Genomic DNA, 19772 nt, shown 5'->3' on the forward strand with positions numbered 1-19772 from the left:
TCTTCGTCCAGCCCGTCCTGCCTGCTGACTTCATGGTGGACGGAAGAGGGGAATCGCGTCGGAGCCTGTGGACTACCGGCCGGTTGTGGAAAACTCCGTCACCGCCACGTACCGCTCCCGCACCTCGCGGTAGCGCACCAGTTCCGCCGCCACCGGGTCCAGGACCCGGGCCCGGCCGCAACCGGCCGCCGCGTCACGCAGCCGCCGCTCCGCCTCCTGCCCGTACCGTCGCGCCGGCCCCCTGGCGGCGGCCGCGCACGACCACTCCACCAACGGCCCGCCGACGACTCCGGCCAGCATGATCAGCGCGGGGGTGACCAGGCCCGGTTCCAGGACTCCGACGATCTGGCCGAGCAGCCACAGGCCGCCGAAGATCTGGAGCAGGGTCATCGACGCCTGGGCCAGCACGGCGGCGGGCCACCACTTCGGCCGCGGCGGCCGCACGCCCCGTCCACCGAGCGCGAGCCCGGCGCCCGCCCCGGTCCGTGCCGCCCTGCCCGCCCCGGTCCGTTCCGCCTGGCCCGCACCGCCGGACGTCTCGGGCCCGCTCTCCTTCGCGGTCCGGCTCCCCGCACCGGCCCCCGCCTTCACCGCCAGCTCGTCCAGCGCCTCCGAGAGCCCCTTCGCCCCGCTCACCGCCGCCTCGCGCACGGCCTGCGCCCAGGGGGCGGGCAGCCCGTCGGCGGCGTCGTCCGCGACGGTCCGTACCGCCTGCTCCACCCGCTGCCTGGCGGTCAGCTCCTCCTCCGGCGGGGCCAGGACCTGCGCCATCCGGTCCAGGCTGCCCGGCTGCCGCGACGATTCGTACCAGCGCCACAGCCGCAGCCACGGGGTCCCGCACGCCCGCCCGGCGTTCCTGCGCCACTCGCGTTCCGCCGCCTGTCCGGCGGCGGCCGCCCCGACGGCCTCCGCGAGCCGGTCGGTGAACTCCTCACGGGCCCGCTCGCCGAGACCGGGCCGCCCCTCCGCCACGTACACCGGCCTCAGCCGTGCCGCCGCGGCGTCCACATCGGCGGAGAGCCTGCGGGCGGCGGCCGTGCGTTCCTGGACGAACCGGCCCAGCATCTCGCGCAGTTCGGCCACCCCGTCACCGGTGAGCGCGGACAGGGACATGACGGTGGCACCGGGTTCGCCGTGCTCGCCCAGCGCCATGCCGTCCTCGTCCAGCAGCCGCCGCAGATCATCCAGAACCAGGTCGGCGGCCTCGCCGGGCAGCCGGTCGATCTGGTTGAGGACGACGAAGGTGACCTCGGCGTGCCCGGCCAGCGGGCGCAGATAGCGTTCGTGCAGAGCGGCGTCGGCGTACTTCTCCGGGTCGACGACCCAGATCACCGCGTCGACCAGCGCCAGCACCCGGTCCACCTGGTCGCGGTGGCCGCTCGCCGCCGAGTCGTGGTCGGGCAGGTCCACCAGGACGAGCCCGTGAAGCGCCTCGTCCGACTCCGTACCCCCCTGCTGGGGCCTGCGCCGCAGCCGCCCGGGAATGGCGAGCCGGTCCAGCAGCCCGGCGGCTCCGTCGGTCCAGCTGCACGCGATCGGCGAGGCGGTGGTCGGCCTGCGCAGCCCGGTGTCGGAGATCTGGACGCCCGCGAGCGCGTTGAACAGGGTCGACTTCCCGCTGCCGGTGGCTCCGGCGACGGCGACGACGGTGTGCCGGGAGGAGAGCCGCTGCCGGGCGGCGGCCTCGTCGAGCACCCGCCCCGCCTCGGTGAGCGTCCCCTGATCGAGCCGGGCCCTGGAGAGCCCGACCAGTTCACGCAGCGCGTCGAGCCGTGTGCGCAGGGGGCTGCCGGACCCCACGTATGCCTCGACCTGGGGGCGTACGTCGTCGTCCGGCGCGCTCAGCGGCCCGGTGTCCGCGCGGGCGACCACCGCCGCGCGCCGGGCGATGAGCCCGTCGTCCCAACGCCCGTCCTCCCGCTGTGCCTCCCTGCCCGCACCCGTGCCCTGCCCCTGGCCTGCGCCTTGCCCCTGGCTCTGGCCCGAGCCGGGCCCCTCGTCCTGCCCGTGGTCCTGACCCTGCTCCTGGTTCTGTCCCGTGACGGCGGTCATCGCTGCCACCTCTCCTTCTGCAGTACGGAAAGCGCGGCGATCAGTTCGGCCTGTGGTTCCGGAGCGACGTCGAGCGCGTCGAGCGGGGCGAGCCGCCGGTCGCGTTCACCGTTCAGTACCTGATCGAGATAGCCGGTCAGCAGCGCGCCGCCCTTGTCGCGGAGCCTCAACGCGCCCTGTGCACCGATGCGTTCGGCGAGCTGCTCCCCCGCGGTGCGGGCCCGGCGCCCGCCGAGCAGGGCGGCCGCCAGCAGCGCGGCCACGGTCTCGGGATCGGGTGCGACGTTGCGTTCCAGCAGCCGCACCTCTTCCTCCGCCAGCTCTTCGAGTACCCGCCGCCACCGTCGTACGGCCATGGAGATCCGCCCCTCGATGTCCTCGGCGGGCCCCCATCCCCCGGCTTCCCGGCCGGCGCTCCCGAAGCGGAAGAGACCGGCGGACGGATCGTGCTGCCAGGTCGTACGGATCTGCTCGTCGGCGGCGGCCACGGCGCACTGGAGGAGCGCCACCAGGCTGTCCACCAGCGCTTCGATGAGTTCCTCGGCGGAACTGTCCAGCGGATAGCCGCGCCACCGGGTCCGGGCGTCCCCGGCCAGTACGGCGCCGCTCTGGAGCCTCCGGCGGATCCGGGACTCCTCCTTCCGGTACGCCTCCTCGACCACCCCGGTCAGCCGTACCGCCGCCGCGTGCTGTGCGGCGACGGCTCCGGCCAGCCCCGGGACGCGTACGTTGAGCGACTCGATGACCCCGGCCGCCGTACGCCCCACGGCCTGCTGGCGGGCGGCCGGATCCTGGACGCGGTGGGTGAGCCAGGCGCGCAGCGGGGCGACGGCGGTGGTGGGCAGGAGCCCGCTGCCGCCGCCCGCCGACTCGGGCAGTTCGGGGATGGTGAAGCGCGGCACCTCTCCCAGACCCGCCCGGGTGAGCAGCGCCGCGTACTGCCGGGACACCTCGGCGATCACCTGGTGCGGCACCCGGTCGAGCACGGTGACGAGGGAGGCGTCGTACTCCTTCGCGGTGCGCAGCAGATGCCAGGGCACGGCGTCGGCGTAGCGCGACGCGGTGGTCACCATCACCCATACGTCGGCGGCGCAGATGAGTTCGGCGGCGAGGACCCGGTTGCGTACGACGAGGGAGTCGATGTCGGGGGCGTCCAGCAGGGCGAGCCCGCGCGGCAGCGTGGCGGCGGTCTCCACCCGCAGGACGGTCCCCTCCTCGTCCCCGGCCGCCGCGAGGTCGTCGAGCCCGTCCGGGTCCGGGGCCTGACCCGGCGGCAGCCAGATCCGGGTCAGCTGCGGGAGCACCCGTACCCCCGCGAACCAGTGATGGTCGTCCGGGTGGCAGACGAGCACCGGTGTCCGTGTGGTCGGCCGCAGCACGCCCGCCTCGCTGACCCGGCATCCCACGAGTGAATTGACGAGCGTCGACTTCCCGGCCCCGGTGGACCCGCCGATGACCGCGAGCAGCGGCGCTTCGGGGTCCTTGAGCCGTGGCACGAGGTAGTCGTCGAGCTGGGCGAGCAGTTCCACCCTGGTCTGCCGGGCCCGCGCGGCCCCGGGAAGCGGGAGTGGAAGACGCACGGCGGCGACACGGTCGCGCAGGGCGGAAAGTGCGTCGATGAGCTGAGGCCGTACGTCCATGGTCACCACATGCGAAGAATGCCCAATTTTGGCGCCTTTTTGAAGCGTATAGGCACCTCTGCGCGGCGGTTCCACCCTCCGGACAGAGGGGACGAGTGGGGCGCAGGCATAACGAGTGCACAACACCCGTGGCGTCGGAGGCCAAAAGCGGTGCATGAATCGCACCTACCTGCGATTATCGGTTCGCTTCACCGAACCTCCACATCGTGCCACGCAGGTGAAGCAACCGGGTCGAGGGGATCGGAGCCCTATCCTTGTCCCGGCAAGGCCACGGACCCACCCGATCACGGGCTCCTGGCCGACGAGGCCACCACCCGGCCCCCGTAGCTCAGTGGATAGAGCAGGCGCCTTCTAAGCGCTTGGCCGCAGGTTCGAGTCCTGCCGGGGGCGCTTCGCGCCACAGCTGGTCCGGCCCTCCTTCGGGAGGGCCTTTTTGCTGGTCCGGGGCACGCTAGCGAGTGCGGCGTAGCGAGGGCGTAAGCGTTGGCTGTGCCGCCGCGCACAGCCGCGCGCCGCCGCGCGCCGCTCGCCGTGACGCGTCGTTCAGCGCGGGCCGCGGCTTCGCTCCGCGCAGTCGACCAGTACCGGCAGCGCCCTCGCCAGATGGCCGTGCCGGTCGGCGAAGGGCAGCCGCAGGTAGTGGCGGAAGCCGTCGACCGCGGAGAAGGCGGGGCCGGGAACGATCAGGACGCCCGCACGGCGGGCGAGTTGGGCGGTGGCCTCGGCGTCCGCGCCGGGGATCTCCACCCAGAGCGCCGAGCCGCCCGCGGGACGCTCCCAGCGCCAGCCGGGGGCGTGGGCGTGCAGAAGCCGTTCGGTCTCCGCGAGGCGTTCGCGCAGTTGGGAGCGGCGGTGGGCGCGGGCTTCGGGCAGCTGCCCGAGCAGTCGCACGGCCAGCATCTGGTCCACCACCGGACAGGACAGGTCGACGGACTTCTTGATGTCCGCCAGCCGGTGGACGACGGTGGTGGAGGCGCGGATCCACCCCACCCGCAGGCCGCCCCAGAAGAGCTTGGACAGGGTGCCGATGGTCGCGGTGGCGGCGGGTGGCAGCCGGGACGCGAGGGAGACGGGCGCGGTGTCGTGGCCCAGGGCCAGTTCCGCGTAGGCGTTGTCCTCCACCGCGTACACGCCGTGTTCGGCCAGTGCCGCCGCCCAGCGCAGCCGGGTGTGCTCGTCCATGCCGCGCCCGGTGGGGTTGTGCACGGACGGCTGGAGATAGACGAGGCGCGGGCGGACGTGGCCGGCCAGCCGGTCCAGCGCCGCCGGACCGTCGCCGTGGGAGGACGCGGCGGGCAGCGGGACCAGACGGGCGCCCCGCGAGCGCAGTGCTTCGAGCGCCCCGCGGTACGTCGGGTCCTCGACGACCACCGTGTCCCCGGGCTCGACCAGCCCCTGGGTGATCAGCCAGACGGCCTGCTGGGACCCCGCGGTGACCAGGATCTGTTCCGGTGTCGTCGGCAGGCCCGCTGACCGGTGGTACTCGGCGATCGACTCCCGGAGCTCCGGCAGCCCGTACGGAAGGTAGCCGTCACCGGCCAGCGCGGTGGTCAGGTCACCGGCGGACAGGGCGCCGACCGCCGCCGCGACCGCGGGCAGGCCGTCCAGCGCGCCGCTGGACAGGTCGATGCCGCTGTCCCTGGCCCCGAAACTGGCCAGGCGGCCCTCGGACGCGGGTTCGCCCACCGCCCCGGACGCCCGCAGCCGGGACCCGCTGCCGTGCCGGCTCTCCAGCCGTCCCTCGGCTTCCAGCATCCCGTAGGCGGCCGTCACCGTACTGCGGCTGACGCCGAGCGCCGCCGCGAGGGCGCGCTGCGAGGGGAGCACCGTGCCGGGGGCCACGTCGCCGCGCTGGGCCAGTTCGCGCAGCGCGTCGGCCAGCAGCCGCGGCATCGCCCCCGTACCCCCTTTGGACCAGCCGGTGAGCAGACGTGACAGGCGGGTGGGAGGAATCCGGTCCATCCGCCCATCATCCCGCGACGCAGGCCAATTGCCCTCAAGTGGTGTGGGCGGGCCGCGGGTGCCGGGCGCAGGATCGAGGAACCGTTCGTTCAAGGGAGAAAGAACATGGCGACCGTGGTGCTGGTGGGGACTCTGGACACCAAGGGTGCGGAGTACGCGTGGCTCGCGACGCGGCTGCGCGAGCTGGGCTGCGATGTCGTGACCGTCGACGTGGGGGTGATGCCGCTGCCGGCCGGTGCGCCCGCCGGTGACATCGGGGCGGCGGCTGTCGCCCACCGCGCCGGGCACGACCTTGCGGCGCTGCGTGCCGCCGGGGACCGCGGCACGGCCGTGGCGGCGATGGCCGAGGGCGTCGAACGGGTCGTCGGTGATCTGCACCGCGAGGGCCGGCTGCACGCGGTCCTGGCGGTGGCCGGCAGCGGGGGCTCGTTCATCGCCGCCCGTGCCATGCGGGCGCTGCCCGTCGGTGTGCCGAAGCTGCTGGTGTCCACCATGGCCGGCGGGGATGTGGCCCCGTACGTGGGCAGCAGCGACATCACCATGATGTACAGCGTGGTCGATGTGGCGGGCATCAACTCGGTGTCGTCCCTGATCCTGGGCAACGCGGTGGCCGCCGCCGCCGGGATGGCCGCCCACCACGAGCGGATGCTCTCCCGTCCGCGGCCCGAGGGCCGCAAGCTGATCGGTGCCAGTATGTTCGGCGTCACCACGCCGGCCGTCGACGCCGCCCGCCGGCGTCTGGACGAACTCGGTTACGAGGTCCTGGTCTTCCATGCCACCGGAGCGGGCGGGCAGGCCCTGGAGAAGCTCGCGGCGGGCGGGTTCCTGACCGGGGTCCTGGACCTGACCACCACCGAACTCGCGGACGAGCTGGTCGGCGGTGTGCTGAGCGCGGGGCCCGACCGGCTCACCGCGGCGGGCCGGGCGGGCATCCCGCAGGTGGTCGCCCCGGGCGCGCTGGACATGGTCAACTTCGGCCCCGCGCGGACCGTCCCGGAGCGCTTCGCCGGACGCCGTCTGCTCGTGCACAACCCCACGGTCACCCTGATGCGCACCACGGCCGACGAGATGGCGCTGCTCGGCACCGCCGTCGGAGAGAAGCTGGCCGCGGCGACCGGCCCGGCGGCGGTCTTCTGGCCGTCGGGCGGCATCTCCGCGGTGGACGCCCCCGGCGGCCCCTTCCACGACCCCGCCGCCGACGCGGCCGGACTGGCGTCCCTGCGATCGGCTCTGGAGGGCAGCACCGTCGAACTCCACGAGGCCGACGCCCATCTGAACGATCCGGCCTTCGCCGTCGCCGCCGCCGACCACCTCCACCGGCTGATCACCGCCCACGCCCGTACGGCCGCGGACGCCTGAGCCCGCTCGCGCGTACCGCACCCTCCCCCACGACCTACCCCGACGCATCACCCGACCGAACAGGAGCTCCTCGTGGACCGCAGACAAGCACTGGGCCGCCTGACCGCCCAGGTCAGCGCCGGCAGAGCCGTCATCGGAGCCGGTGCCGGAACCGGCCTGACCGCCAAGTGCGCCGAGGCGGGCGGCGTCGACCTGCTGATCATCTACAACTCCGGCCGCTACCGGATGGCCGGCCGCGGCTCGCTGGCGGGCCTGCTGCCGTACGGCGACGCCAACGCGATCGTGCTGGAGATGGCCGGTGAAGTCCTTCCGGTCGTACGGGACGTGCCGGTGCTCGCCGGGGTGTGCGGCACCGATCCCTTCCGGATCATGGGCAACTTCCTCGACCAGCTGAAGGCCGTCGGCTTCACCGGCGTACAGAACTTCCCCACGGTCGGGCTGTACGACGGCACGTTCCGGGAGAACCTGGAAGAGACCGGTATGGGCTTCGGTCTGGAGGTCGACATGATCCGCCAGGCCCATGAGCGCGACCTGCTGACCGCCCCGTACGTCTTCGACCCGGACCAGGCCGAGGCCATGGCCCGAGCCGGTGCGGACGTGCTCGTGCCGCACGTCGGGCTGACCACCAAGGGCGCCATCGGTGCCACCACCGCACTCACCCTGGACCAGGCAGCGACGGCCGTGCAGGACATGCACGACGCCGCCAAGCGGGTCAATCCGGACATCATCGTGCTCTGCCACGGCGGGCCGATCGCCGAACCCGATGACGCGCGCCACGTCCTGGAGCACACCTCGGGGATCGCCGGATTCTTCGGCGCCTCCTCCATGGAACGCCTCCCCACCGAGCGTGCCGTCACCGAGCAGGCGCGCGCGTTCAAGGCGCTCTCCCTCGGCTGAGCACCGAGCACTCCTCACCCCTGGACGCATCCGGTCGCGGATGGATCCGGCCGCCCGGCCGCCCCTCGTGGGCGGCCGGGCGGAATGGTTTCCCGGGGAGAATATGCGGGCGCGTATCCGGGCGCATATATCCGTGCTTTCATCAACTCCGGCCATTCAGCTGTGCAATGGAGGGGCGGCTCGGGCAAGTCTGCAGCAGTACCGGCCAGTAGAGAAATCCGGTCCGGTAAGACGCGGCAATTCTCGGCCAGTTGCGCGGCATTGGTTTTCACCACTCCCGAAGAACGCGTCAGCCACAATCAAAAACCTGGTCAAGATCCGGCGCGCCGCTGTGCGGAATCCCAGCTCCCGTACCGATCACTCCCGCCCGGTCACCCCCGCTTCACCGCCTCTTCCCAAGGTTGGGGTTGACACCGCAAGTTGGTCTAGTCCAACTTAGTGACACACACGTTCGGCGGGGTGAAGGCCGGGGGACGGACCCTCGCCGCACGAGCGAAGCAGCAGGCCAGCGGTGTGAGTTGACCTCGCGTGTGTCGACGACGAGGTCGATCGTGCGCGTTGACGACGGGTCGGTTCCGCAGGTGCCTGCCCTTGCCGACGACCTGTGCCGGGCGCCAAGAACGAGGAGGGGGAGGGCGCCGGTTCACACGGTGCGGCGGTCCATCACCGCACCGCAGGACAGCCGCGTACGACTCTCGATCCACGGACGACCCATTGTCGCCGCGTACATGGCACAACGAGGCCGGAAATCCGCCCCGCACCGGGACGGACCGAGGAAGAACACCTGCCGGACGGCATTCCGTCCCGACGGCCGACCCCACCCGCAGCGAGTGAATCAACGGCAGCCGGCCGTGCGTTCACTGCGCCCTGAAGCGGTCGTGCGAGCCGTTCTCCACTCAGACCATTTCGCTCCACCGAATCCATCGAAGCCGCATTTTCGCGCCGAATCCCGTTCTCCGCGCCGATCCCGCCCTCCGTGCCGGATCCGGCGGTGCTCCGTGCCCATCGGCACGAGCCGACGGGGAGCGGTCGATCCACTCATCCACAGCACTTTCGAGTCTTGGAGTGACTGCATGCCGACGCCTGACCACTATCTGCATCGAGCCTCCTCGGACATCCCGTACTTCAGCGCGGACACCGAGACCTACCTGGCGCAGACACCACTGCGGGATCTACGGAAGTCACGGCCGCTCCGGGTCCTGTCCGAGCAGGACTTCGCCTTCTGGCAGACCTATGGATACGTCGTCGTCGAGCAGGCGATACCCGCCGACGCGGCGAAGCGCCTGCTCGACTTCACCTGGGACTTCCAGGGGCTCGACCCGGCCCGCCCGGAGACCTGGTACTCCGACCGGGAGTTCCGGTCGGACCTGGACAGAGAGCTGCACATCTACGGATTCGTCGAGGCGTACCACCACCAGCTCATCTGGGACAGCCGCCAGAGCCGGCGCGTCTACGACGCGTTCGTCGACGTGTGGGACTGCGAAGAGCTGTGGGTGACCCTGGACCGGCTCAATCTCAATCCGCCGAACATCAAGGACCGTGACCGCGCGCACATCGCGCCCACGGACGAGGGGTTCGACATCGAGCTCCACTGGGACGTCGACACCACACTCGGGGTGCTGCCGCAGCGGGTCCAGGGGATCATCGCGCTGAGCGACACCCAGCCGGACGAGGGCGGGTTCCAGTGCTCGCCCGAGCTGTTCCGTCGCTTCGAGCAGTGGAAGGCCGTTCAGCCGGAGGACCGGGATCCCATCAGGCCCGCTGCCGACCGGAACGAGTTCCCCGTGGTCCGGCCCGCGCTCAAGGCGGGTGACCTGCTCATCTGGAACGGTCTGCTCGCCCATGGCGTGGCCCGCAACACCTCGGAGCAGGGGGTGCGGGCGGTCCAGTACCTCTCCATGATGCCCGCGCTGGAGTCGGACCGGGAGCTGACCCGGTCCCGGGTGGATTCCTGGCGTCATCTCAGTACGCCGGACTGGAACAGGACGCTGGTCGGCGACGCGACGAAGCACGAATCCCTCAGATACGGCACCGCCGAGCTGAACGACCTCGGCGCGAAACTGCTGGGGCTCGAATCCTGGCGCGGGAAAGAATCCGACACCGCACGGTCGACGGGAGAGCCGGCATGCGCAGAGTCTGTCTGACTCTCCCCACCAACAGGGCCTGCACTGCCACGATTTCGGCCATCGGCGAAGAGGCGGCGTACGCGGCCGGGCATTTCGAGGTCGAGGTGCATCTGCTGATCCTCGACTCCTCCGACGAAGCCACGCGTGCCGAGCACGGCCGGGCCGTGGCCGGGCTGCCGCGCACGGCGAACGTGATCGTGCACCATCTCGGTGAGGCCGAGCAGCGGGACTTCCTTCGGCGCGTGATCGACCGCGCCGACGTCCCCAAGCCCGATCTGATACGCGATCTCATGCTGCCCGACGACGTCTCCTACGGCGCCTGCACCAATCGGGCGTTCCTGATCGCCTCCGCGCTCGGCTGCCGTTCGGTTCACCGCCGGGACTCGGACAGCACCTATCAGGTCCTGGACGGCGCGACCGTGTTTCCCATTCACCACGAGCTGATGTCTCTGGGGAAGCGGGCGGCCGACGCGGCCCAAGGAGTGTCCGAGACCACGCTGGATCCGGAGCAGGCCCACCGTCCGGTGGCGATGGTGGGCAGTTCGTTCGTGGGTGAACTCTCCGTGGACATCAGTGAGATCCAGCAGCTCGACCGCGACATCTACCACGATGTGGTCAGCCTGTGGGCCCCCGCCGAGTGGCCGGACGAGAAGAAGCGGGAGCTGGTCGACGAGTCCTTCCGGGGCGCCGGGCCCGACCCGTTCGTCCGCGACCACTCGGTCCTGACCACGGTCGACCCCATGCGGGTGGACATGTGCAACATCAGTTTCCACCACGACGTGTACGAGCGCATGCCGCTGCCGCCCGCGACCAACACCATCGGCAGCGATTACTTCCTCATGCACGTGGTTCATGACGCGCGATTGCCCGGCGTCCTGCACAACCGCAACATCGTGAATTTCTACACCGCCGAGCGGAGGACCGACTCCGGGTTCGTCGCCTACCAGATGCGTCTGACGAAGTTCTTCCTGTCGATGCTCTACTTCAATTTCATCTACGACAGGATGGCGGAAGCCGGAAAGGCTCTGCTCGACGGACAGGACCACGTCCGCGCCGCCACGATGGTGGACATCATCAGGGAAAGCACCGGGCTGGCCAGGGACGAGAACGTGGAGCGGCTCAAGAGCCTCGGACGGTCCTACGGAAAGCTGGGCGGCAGATATGCCGCGTTCGCCGAGGTCCTGGCCGCGAGCGGCCCACGGCTGCTCGACGAGGCCCAGGCCGACATCGATGACTTCGCCCTCCTGATCGAGGCATGGGGACCGCTGACGCACGCGAGCAGGTCCACCGTCCTCGACCGAATTCCCCGGTAGACGGACCGGTTTATCACTCATGCATACACACACGCATATGCGCGCCGCGCTGGCTGCCGCCACCGAGGACCAGATCATCTTCGATCTCACCGGGATCGAGGACCGATACGCAACGCTGGTGAGGGAGTTACCCGGTATCTCCGTCCGGTTCGCCATGAAGGCCTGTCCGGTGGACGAGGTGCTGGCCACCCTGGCGAACAAGGGCGCCGGCTTCGACGCGGCGAGCCCCGAAGAGATCGCACAGGCGATCAGGACCGGCGTACCGCTCGACACCATCCACTACGGCAACACCATCAAGTCCGACCGGAACATCATCGACGCCCAGCGTCTCGGTATCCGGGACTTCGCGACCGACAGCCTTCAGGACGTGGCCGCGGTGGCCGAGCACGCGCCCGGTGCGCGCGTGTTCTGCAGGCTCGCCACCAGCGGGGACGGGGCGCTCTGGGGTCTCAGCAAGAAGTTCGGATGCTCGGGCGCGGACGCGCTGCTCGTGATGGAAGAGGCGCGATCGCTCGGCCTGACCCCGGCCGGTCTGTCCGTCCACGTCGGCTCGCAGCAGATGACGGCCGAAGCCTGGCAGAGCGCTTTCGAGACGCTTGCCGACGTGCTCACGGAACTGAACCGGCGCGGAATCCGGCTCGACCACATCAATCTCGGTGGCGGGCTGCCCGCCCTCGGATATCGCGACAAGCGAGGGATGCCGCTGGATCCCCCGATGGACAAGATATTCGCCGTGCTCCGCGAAGGCATGGAGCATCTGCGGGCCGTCTCGGAATCCCCGCTGGATTTCGTCATGGAACCGGGGCGCTATCTGGTCGCCGACCACGGGGCCATCAGGGCGCATGTCTCCCGGATGTCGTCGCGGGAGCAGCTGGACGGTGAGCGCCAGAACTGGCTGTACCTGAGCTGCGGGAAGTTCAACGGCCTGTACGAGATGGACGAGTTGCAGTACCGGCTGGAATTCCCTGCCCACGGCGAGGCGGAATACGTACCCGCGGTCGTCGCGGGGCCCACCTGCGACAGCGACGACGCCTTCGCCTTCACGGACGCTCTGGTCCATGTGCCCGGGGCGGCGGCATCGGGGGACGCGGTCTGGATTCTCTCCTGCGGGGCCTATGTCACCAGCTACATGACCCAGGGGTTCAACGGATTCCGCCCGCTTCCGTACACGTGGATACGCGGCGAGGACCGCGGCCGGGAGGGTCTGGAGTAGATGGCCGACGACCTGCGCGTACGACGCGTCCGCGACAGCGACTGGAACGGCATCGTCGCCCTGGAGGCCGGCGCCTACACCGACAGTTCGCTGTCGGAGGGGCGCGCCGCGCTGGAGTCCAGGGCGTGGGCTTCACCGGCCACCTGTTTCGTTCTGGAGGGCGAATTTCCGGAAGGCGATCTACCGGAAAGCGAGGCTCCGGAAGGTGACCCGCGGATAGCGGGCTATGTGCTGGCACTGCCCTATCCGATGTACCGGTACCCGGATCTGGCGCGGAGCGAGGACACCGTCTTCCGCTCGCCCAATCTCCATCTGCACGATCTCGTCATCGCCGAGGAGTTCCGCGGCAGGGGGCTGGCGAAGCGTCTTCTCCACCGGCTCACGGAGACGGCCCGGTCGATGTCGTACGAGCAGATCTCCTTGATCGCCGTCGAGGGCAACGAGGGCTTCTGGTCGGCCAACGGATACCACCCCCTTCCGCACGTCACACTGCCCGGGACCTATGGCACGGATGCCGTGTACATGTCCCGGGCAGTGCAGGGCGGGCGGGCCGAGAAGTCATCGTTCACCGACGATCCGCTGCCCGGGTCGCCACCGCAAGACGAAGTAGGTTGATTCACATGTTTCGCGTTCGCGATCCATTCCGCCAAGCACAGCTGGCGATCGCAGCGTTGTTCTGTCTGCTCGGGTTCCAGTACGCCACCTGGGCATCGCGGCTTCCCACGCTCAAGACGCAACTCGACCTGAGCGAGGCGGAACTGGGCCTGTTGCTGATGGCCTGCGGTGCGGGCGCGGCGGCGTCGTTCCCGCTGGTGACGGTGTTGATGCGGCGCATGGGCTCCCGGCAGCTGGCGTTTCTGTCGTCCCTCTGCCTGGGCGCGCTCCTGCTGGCACTGGCCGCGGCGCCGAACTATCCGGTCGCTCTGCTGATCATCTGCTGCGACGGTGTCGCTGTCGGCTGTCTGAACGTCGCCATGAACGCGCAGGGCGCGGCACTTGAGGTGGAGTACCAGCGCACCACCATGTCCAAACTGCATGCGACGTTCAGTGCCGGGTCGTTGCTGGCCGCACTCCTCGCGTCCGGTATGCACCTGGTGACCTCGGACCTGACGGCGCATTTCGGGGTGGCCGCCGTGCTGGTCCTGCTCCTGGTCGGGTTCGCACGGCCGGGGCTGCTGCGGGCGGACCAGCAGCCGGCGAAGAAGGAGGCCGGTCCCGAACGCAGCCGGAAACTGACCATGCCGGCGCGCGTGACGCTGTGGATGGGGTGTGCGATGGCGTTCGGCACCGTGACCGAAGGTGCCATGAACGACTGGTCGGCGCTCTATATGAAGGATGTCGTGAACGCGGCGGCCGAACTCGCGCCCATGGGCATCGCCGTCGTCTCGGTCATGATGGTGCTGGCCCGGGTCTTCGCCGACGGCTGGCGTACCCGCTGGGGCGATGGGCGCATCGTCCGGGCGGGCAGCGTGCTGGCCGGTGCCGGGCTGGCGCTCGCCCTGCTGGTGGGCGGCGTGGTGCCGACGCTGATCGGGTTCGCCTGTGTCGGGCTGGGCATCGCGGCCGTGACGCCGTGCATCTATGTGGCGGCGGCGAAGAAGGGCCCGGACGCGTTGGCCCTGGTCGCCGCCATGGGAACGACCGGTCTGCTGGCCGGGCCCGCGGCGATCGGCTTCATAGCCAGCGCCAGCAGCCTGGTGTGGGGCATGGGCGCCGTGGCCGCCGCGGCGCTGCTCGTGGCGCTGTGTGCCACGCAGATCCGCTGGACGGCGTTGTCCGAGAGCTGACGGCGTTGTCCGAGAGCTGAATTCCGCGGTCCCGGGGCCGCAGGACAGGGGCATCACCCCTGTCCTGCGGCCCTTTTGGGGTCCGGTGGGCCGGTTCCCCGCCTCCTTCCCCGCCGGTTCGCCGCCTGTCTTCCCTGCCACCCGGCATCGAAACCGGCTCATTTTCGCCGGAACAAGACACAAGGAGGCGCGCCGAAGCGCTCCGCGAACGGCCGAAATCACTCCCCCGTGCGGCATGGAACGTGAAGCACCGGTGAATCCGCCTTCGTGTTCGATCATTGAAATCCGGCTGACCACGCAGAACATGCCTTGTCAGATATTCACGGGCGCTTTTCTCCGGTTGACCGAATCACCTCCTTGACCATCTCTTGGCACGAGACGGAAACTCGCAGAGGCACTCATGCATCAGGAGCCACAAGCGCATGTGCATGCGAATGGCCCTGCGAGACATAGATCGCACGGGGTGTGCGGCGGGGGAAACAGCGAAGATCGTATGTCCGTGACGACATGACCTGCGGGCAATTCCTTCACCTCCTCTCCTCATCTCTTGGTGCGCGAAGGGAATGGAGGGGGAATGCCGACGCACATGGGCTATCCCGGCGTTTACATCGAAGAACTCCCCAGCAGCGTACGGACCATCGCCTCGGTCACCACATCGGTGACCGCTTTTGTGGGGCACACCCGCCGAGGACCGCTCAACCAGCCGGTGCGCGTCACCAGCTTCGCCGACTTCGAGCGGCGCTTCGGCGGGCTCACGTCCCGGAGCGCGGTCGGCTACGCCGTGCACCAGTTCTTCGGCAACGGCGGGACGGTCGCGGTCGTCGTCCGGGTGGCCAAGGCCGGCACGGGCGAGGAAGCCTGCGTCACCCTGGAGTCCACCGAGGGACGCAGTGCGTGCCCCGTGCTGGAAGTGCGCGCCAAGGAACCGGGTGTGTGGGGGTCGGGACTGCGGGTGGCGGTCGACCATGACACGTCCGCCCCGGACAAGACCTTCAACCTGCATGTCCTGGACGCCCGCGGTGGCGCCCGCGAGTCCTTCACCGGCCTGTCGATGCACTCCGGGCACGGCCGCTTCGTCGAAACGGTCGTGGGCGCGGGCTCCGCGCTCGTCCGCGTCAGGGTTCTCGACGAGGACCGGCCGGACCCGTCCGGCACGGTCTCCAAGCCGTTCGCCGCGAAGCTGCCCGCCCTGGACGTCGAACTGAAGGTCAAGATCGGTGACGTGGAGCGGGAGTTCACGCTCTTCGAGCCCGACCGCGACGGCGAGCCGCCGCACACGGTGACCGAGCTGGCGCTCCTGCTGGAACGCAAGCTGCGCGCCCTGCCCGACGCTCCCGGAAAGCACGCCTTCGCCGGTGCGGAGGTCATCGCCTTCGGCCGCCGTCTCCAGGTCGTCGCCGGATCCGTCGACCCGGACGACGTCGTGCGGTTCATCGGCGAGTGCGCCAATGACCTCGGCCTCGAAGCGTCGGTGAACCCGCCCGTCTTCCCGCTGGAGGGCGGCAAGGACGGCGACGCGCCGGGACCGCTCGACCTCATCGGCAGCGAGGCCCGCAAGACCGGGGTGCACGCGCTGCGCGACGTGGACGACGTCAACCTGCTGGCACTGCCCGAGCTTTCGGCGTACGCGTCCACCGACGACATGGTCACCGTGCTGTCGGCGGCCGAGCAGCTGTGCCGGGAGCTCCGGATCTTCCTGCTCGTCGACTCGCCGTCCACCTGGGGAAGCGTCGACGCGGCGCGGGCCGGGATCGGTGCGTTCGAAGCGGTACGCAGTGACCACGCCGGCCTGTACTTCCCGCACCTCCAGCTCACCGACCCGCTGACCGGGCGGCTGCGGTCGTTCCCGCCGTCGGGTGCGGTGGCCGGCGTCATCGCCCGTACGGACGGTGAGCGAGGCGTCTGGAAGGCCCCGGCGGGCACCGAGGCGCGGCTGGCCGGAGTGCGCTCCCTGACGGTCCGGCTGACCGACCGGGACAACGGTCTCCTCAATCCGCTGGGCGTCAACTGCCTGCGGACCTTCCCGGTGGTGGGACCGCTCGTCTGGGGTGCCAGGACGCTGCGGGGCGCGGACGCCCTGGAGAGCGAGTGGAAGTACGTCCCGGTGCGCCGGCTCGCCCTGCATGTCGAGGAGAGCCTGTACCGGGGACTCCAGTGGGTGGTCTTCGAGCCGAACGACGAGCAGTTGTGGCAGCAGATCCGGCTGAATGCCTCGGCCTATCTGAATGATCTGTTCCGCCAGGGTGCCTTCAAGGGCGGCACACCCCGTGAGGCGTACTTCGTGAAGTGCGACAAGGACACCACCACGGAGGCCGACATCGAACGCGGTGTGGTGAATGTGCTGATCGGGATCGCACCGGTCAGGCCCGCCGAATTCGTGATCGTCAGGATCCAGCAGATGGCCGGTCAGTTCGACCTCTCGTAGACCACGGACCCGAGGTAAAGGAACACGAAGGAAACCGATGGCTGAGTTCCAAGTAAACGCCCATCGCTTTGACCCCTACAAGAATTTCAAGTTCCTGGTCCTGTGGGACGGTCGAACGGTCGCGGGCATCAGCAAGATCAGTCCACTGAAGCGGACCACGGAAGTGGTCAAGCACCGGCACGGCGGCGACCCCAGTTCGCCGCGGAAGTCGCCGGGCCGTTCCGAGTTCGAGGGGGTCACGCTCGAACGCGGGGTGACCCACGATCCGGAGTTCGACCGCTGGGCCAACAAGGTCTGGCAGGTCGGCGCCGGTCTCGGCTCGGAGGTGTCGCTGCGCGACTTCCGCAAGGACATCATCATCCAGGTCCTCAACGAGGCCGGGCAGGTCGCCGTCTCGCACAAGCTCTACCGGGCCTGGGTCAGCGAGTACCAGGTCATGGGCGAACTCGACGCGAACGCCAACGCCGTCGCCATCCAGAGCGTGAAGCTGGAATGCGAGGGCTGGGAGCGGGACTACGAGGTTCCGGAACCGGTCGAGCCGTCGTTCACCCACCCGGCCTGAGTCACGTCGTACGTGCACGGAGGAATGACGATGGCGCCTCGTCGTAGCCCGGCCGGGGTCGGGACGTGATCCCCCGAGCGGCCCCGGTGGGTCCCGCCGAGCTGCTGGCCGCCTGGGAGGCCGGGCTGGCCCTGGGCCCGGCGGAGAGGTCGCTGCTGCTGCACCGGGCGGCCCGCCCGGGGGCCGGTGCCGACGCCTTGCTGTCGGTGCCGGTCGGCGAGCGGGAGGCGGACCTGTTCGCGCTGCGCCGCTCGCTGTTCGGTGAGCGGATGCAGGTACGGATCGAGTGCGGTGCCTGCGGCGAGGCCATGGAGTTCGACCTCGACGCGGGTGCCCTAGGTGCGCGCGGGCCGGTCGCGGACCGGCCGCTGCGGGTGGTGGAGGGCGGGTGGGTGGTCGAGTTCCGGCTGCCCACCGTCGCCGGCCTGGCGGCGGCCGGGGCGGCCTCCTCCCCCGCCGAGGCCCGTCGGCTGCTCGTGACGGGCTGCACGGTACGGGCCCTGCGGGACGGGGAGCCCGTCGCCGCGGAGCAGCTGGCCGAGCTGCTCCCGGAACGGGTGGAGCGGCTCATCGCCGAAAAGGCCGCGGAGGCGGACCCGACGGCCGAAGTGACGCTGAACGTGGCGTGTCCCGAATGCGGCGAGGCCACCTTGGCCGAGCTGGACATCTCCTCCTACTTGTGGACCGAACTGGACACCTGGGCCAGGGACCTGCTTCTCGATGTCCATCTGCTCGCCACCGCCTACGGGTGGAGCGAGCCGGAGATTCTGGCGCTCAGCCCCCTTCGGCGTCGTTACTACCTGGAGCTGTGCACCGATGCCTGACTACTTCGACCGGCTCCTCGCCCGGTACGCGCCGGAGCCCGCGGCACACGGCACCGAGGGCTCCGACGCGCGGGTATACGTGCGGCCGCGGCTGCCCGGACCGTTCGAGCGGGCCGAGGCGGTGCGGCAGGGCCGGCCCGAGCCGGACGAACCGGCCGCGCTGATCCCCTCCGCTCCCCCGCCCGCCTCCGGCCCGCCCCGTCCGTGGCGGCCGGAGCGGGAAGTGCACACCGAACGGCACACGGTCGTCCGCACCGAGCAGGCCCTGCCGCCCGGCGAGGGCGACCGGCCGGTCCGGCCCCCGGCACCGGCGCCGACTCCGCTGCTGCGTCCGTCGGCCACCGCGTCGCCACTGCTCCGGCCCGGTACGGCGGAGGCGGTGCGGGCGGCGCGACAGGGAGATCCGGCCGCGCCCGACGCCCCGGTGCCCGCGCCGTCCGTGGCGGCCGCACCCGCCCCGGCGGTCACCGGCTTCGCCCGTACGGCCGCGCCCGTGGCGCCGCGCGACTCCGACACCGCCGCCGCGCGCGGTACGGCGCCCGGTTCGGTGGGGCGGCGCGCGCCGCGTCCGGCCGACCGGGTCGTGCATGTACGGATCGGGCGGCTGGAGGTCAGCGCGGCGCCGCCGCCCGGTGCGAACGGTTCACCGGGCGGGCGCCCCGCACAGCAGACCGGCCGACCGGCCCCCGTACTGACTCTGGACGACTACCTGTCGCGCGGCGGGAAGAGGGATTGACGACATGAGCAACGCACTCGCCGTCGCCACGGTCACCCAGGCGCTCGCCCTGCTGATCGAGAGCAACCTGGGCCCCGAGATGGATATCGCGGTCAAGGTGGAGACCCGTAAGCCGCCGTCGGAGCCGCCGAGCGAGCCGACCATCACGGTGTTCCTGTACCAGGTGACTCCGAACGCCGCGATGCGCAACAACGACCTGCCGACGCGCGCCGCCGACGGCACCCTGCGCAACCGTGCCGCCGCGCCGCTGGATCTGCACTACGTGATCAGCGCGTACGGCGAGGAGGCGGAACTCGTCGGGCAGCGGCTGCTGGGCTGTGTGATCCGCACCCTGCACGAGATCCCCGTACTGCCGCAGGAGTTGATCGAACTGGCCGCCGAGCGGCCCTACCTGGCGGGGAGCGACCTGGCCGACTCGATCCAGCGGGTGCGCTTCACTCCGACGGTCATGGACGTCGACGAGACGTCCAAGCTCTGGGGAATGCTGCACCAGACCCCGTACGCGCTGTCGGTCGCCTACCAGGCGTCCCTGGTGGTGATCGAGGGCCGCGAGAAGCCGGTTCCCGCCAAGCCGGTGAAGGAGCGGACGGTACGGGTGCTGCCGTTCGGGGCACCCGGGGCGCCGGTGCCGCCCACGGCGGATACGCAGACCTCCGCCCCGGACACGGAGCCTGCTGCTCCGCGGGCGGCGGAGCGAGCGGCAGGGGCGGCGGCCACCGTCAAGAGGGCGACGGCGAAGAAGACCACGCCCGCCGCCGCGAAGACCGCCGCCAAGGCCACGAAGACCCCTGCGCGGCGGACGGCCCCGCCCCGCCCCCGCAAGGCCACCGAGAGCGATACGCCCGCGCCGGACGACAAGGGCTGAGCCGACGTGCG

General features: G+C 70.7%; 15 protein-coding genes and 1 tRNA gene. 13 read left to right on the forward strand and 3 right to left on the reverse strand.

Annotated elements, in window-relative coordinates:
* Positions 1–72 precede the first annotated feature (72 nt).
* A complete protein-coding gene (locus tag OG251_RS12930) occupies positions 73–2052 on the reverse strand; it encodes a GTP-binding protein (protein ID WP_326677303.1) in 1980 nt (659 codons plus the stop codon).
* Positions 2049–3692, reverse strand: coding sequence for a dynamin family protein (locus tag OG251_RS12935; protein ID WP_326677304.1), 1644 nt, complete (start codon positions 3690–3692; stop codon positions 2049–2051). The genes OG251_RS12930 and OG251_RS12935 overlap by 4 nt, the downstream gene beginning before the upstream one ends.
* A 317-nt stretch (positions 3693–4009) precedes the next feature.
* On the opposite strand from OG251_RS12935, the gene OG251_RS12940 reads away from it, so the two are divergent.
* Positions 4010–4082: transfer RNA gene (locus OG251_RS12940), tRNA-Arg, on the forward strand.
* A gap of 153 nt (positions 4083–4235) precedes the next feature.
* On the opposite strand, the gene yczR is transcribed toward OG251_RS12940, so the two are convergent.
* Positions 4236–5654: an aminotransferase-like domain-containing protein gene (gene yczR, locus OG251_RS12945; protein ID WP_326677305.1), complete on the reverse strand. Its 1419-nt coding sequence runs from the start codon at positions 5652–5654 to the stop codon at positions 4236–4238.
* 105 nt (positions 5655–5759) lie between these two features.
* On the opposite strand from yczR, the gene OG251_RS12950 reads away from it, so the two are divergent.
* From OG251_RS12950 to OG251_RS13005, 12 genes are all read left to right on the forward strand, one after another.
* Positions 5760–7013, forward strand: coding sequence for a Tm-1-like ATP-binding domain-containing protein (locus OG251_RS12950; RefSeq protein ID WP_326677306.1), 1254 nt, complete (start codon positions 5760–5762; stop codon positions 7011–7013).
* Between the two features lie 72 nt (positions 7014–7085).
* Positions 7086–7910, forward strand: coding sequence for a phosphoenolpyruvate hydrolase family protein (locus OG251_RS12955; protein WP_326677307.1), 825 nt, complete (start codon positions 7086–7088; stop codon positions 7908–7910).
* A gap of 1073 nt (positions 7911–8983) precedes the next feature.
* The gene (locus OG251_RS12960; protein WP_326677308.1) at positions 8984–10054 is read left to right on the forward strand and encodes a phytanoyl-CoA dioxygenase family protein; all 1071 of its coding nucleotides are present in this window, start codon (positions 8984–8986) and stop codon (positions 10052–10054) included.
* Positions 10036–11349 (forward strand): DUF6271 family protein, encoded by a 1314-nt coding sequence (locus OG251_RS12965; protein WP_326677309.1) that lies wholly within the window; start codon positions 10036–10038, stop codon positions 11347–11349. The genes OG251_RS12960 and OG251_RS12965 overlap by 19 nt, the downstream gene beginning before the upstream one ends.
* 37 nt (positions 11350–11386) lie before the next feature.
* Positions 11387–12562 carry a type III PLP-dependent enzyme gene (locus tag OG251_RS12970; RefSeq protein ID WP_326677310.1) on the forward strand — a complete coding sequence of 392 codons (1176 nt, stop codon included), beginning with the start codon at positions 11387–11389 and terminating at the stop codon, positions 12560–12562.
* Positions 12563–13177 (forward strand): GNAT family N-acetyltransferase, encoded by a 615-nt coding sequence (locus tag OG251_RS12975; RefSeq protein ID WP_326677311.1) that lies wholly within the window; start codon positions 12563–12565, stop codon positions 13175–13177.
* A 5-nt stretch (positions 13178–13182) separates the two neighbouring features.
* On the forward strand, positions 13183–14349 hold the full coding sequence (locus OG251_RS12980) for an MFS transporter (protein WP_326677312.1): 1167 nt from the start codon (positions 13183–13185) through the stop codon (positions 14347–14349).
* A 574-nt stretch (positions 14350–14923) separates the two neighbouring features.
* A complete protein-coding gene (locus OG251_RS12985) occupies positions 14924–16774 on the forward strand; it encodes a phage tail sheath family protein (RefSeq protein WP_326677313.1) in 1851 nt (616 codons plus the stop codon).
* Positions 16775–16811: 37 nt separating this feature from the next.
* The gene (locus OG251_RS12990; RefSeq protein ID WP_073723339.1) at positions 16812–17336 is read left to right on the forward strand and encodes a phage tail protein; all 525 of its coding nucleotides are present in this window, start codon (positions 16812–16814) and stop codon (positions 17334–17336) included.
* A 65-nt stretch (positions 17337–17401) separates the two neighbouring features.
* A complete protein-coding gene (locus tag OG251_RS12995; protein WP_326677314.1) occupies positions 17402–18160 on the forward strand; it encodes a T4 family baseplate hub assembly chaperone in 759 nt (252 codons plus the stop codon).
* The gene (locus OG251_RS13000; RefSeq protein WP_326677315.1) at positions 18153–18896 is read left to right on the forward strand and encodes a hypothetical protein; all 744 of its coding nucleotides are present in this window, start codon (positions 18153–18155) and stop codon (positions 18894–18896) included. The genes OG251_RS12995 and OG251_RS13000 overlap by 8 nt, the downstream gene beginning before the upstream one ends.
* A gap of 4 nt (positions 18897–18900) precedes the next feature.
* Entirely contained in the window at positions 18901–19761 is an 861-nt protein-coding gene (locus tag OG251_RS13005; RefSeq protein WP_326677316.1) for a DUF4255 domain-containing protein, read from the forward strand.
* Positions 19762–19772 lie beyond the last annotated feature (11 nt).

It is taken from the genome of Streptomyces sp. NBC_01237, from assembly GCF_035917275.1.
Classification (GTDB): domain Bacteria; phylum Actinomycetota; class Actinomycetes; order Streptomycetales; family Streptomycetaceae; genus Streptomyces.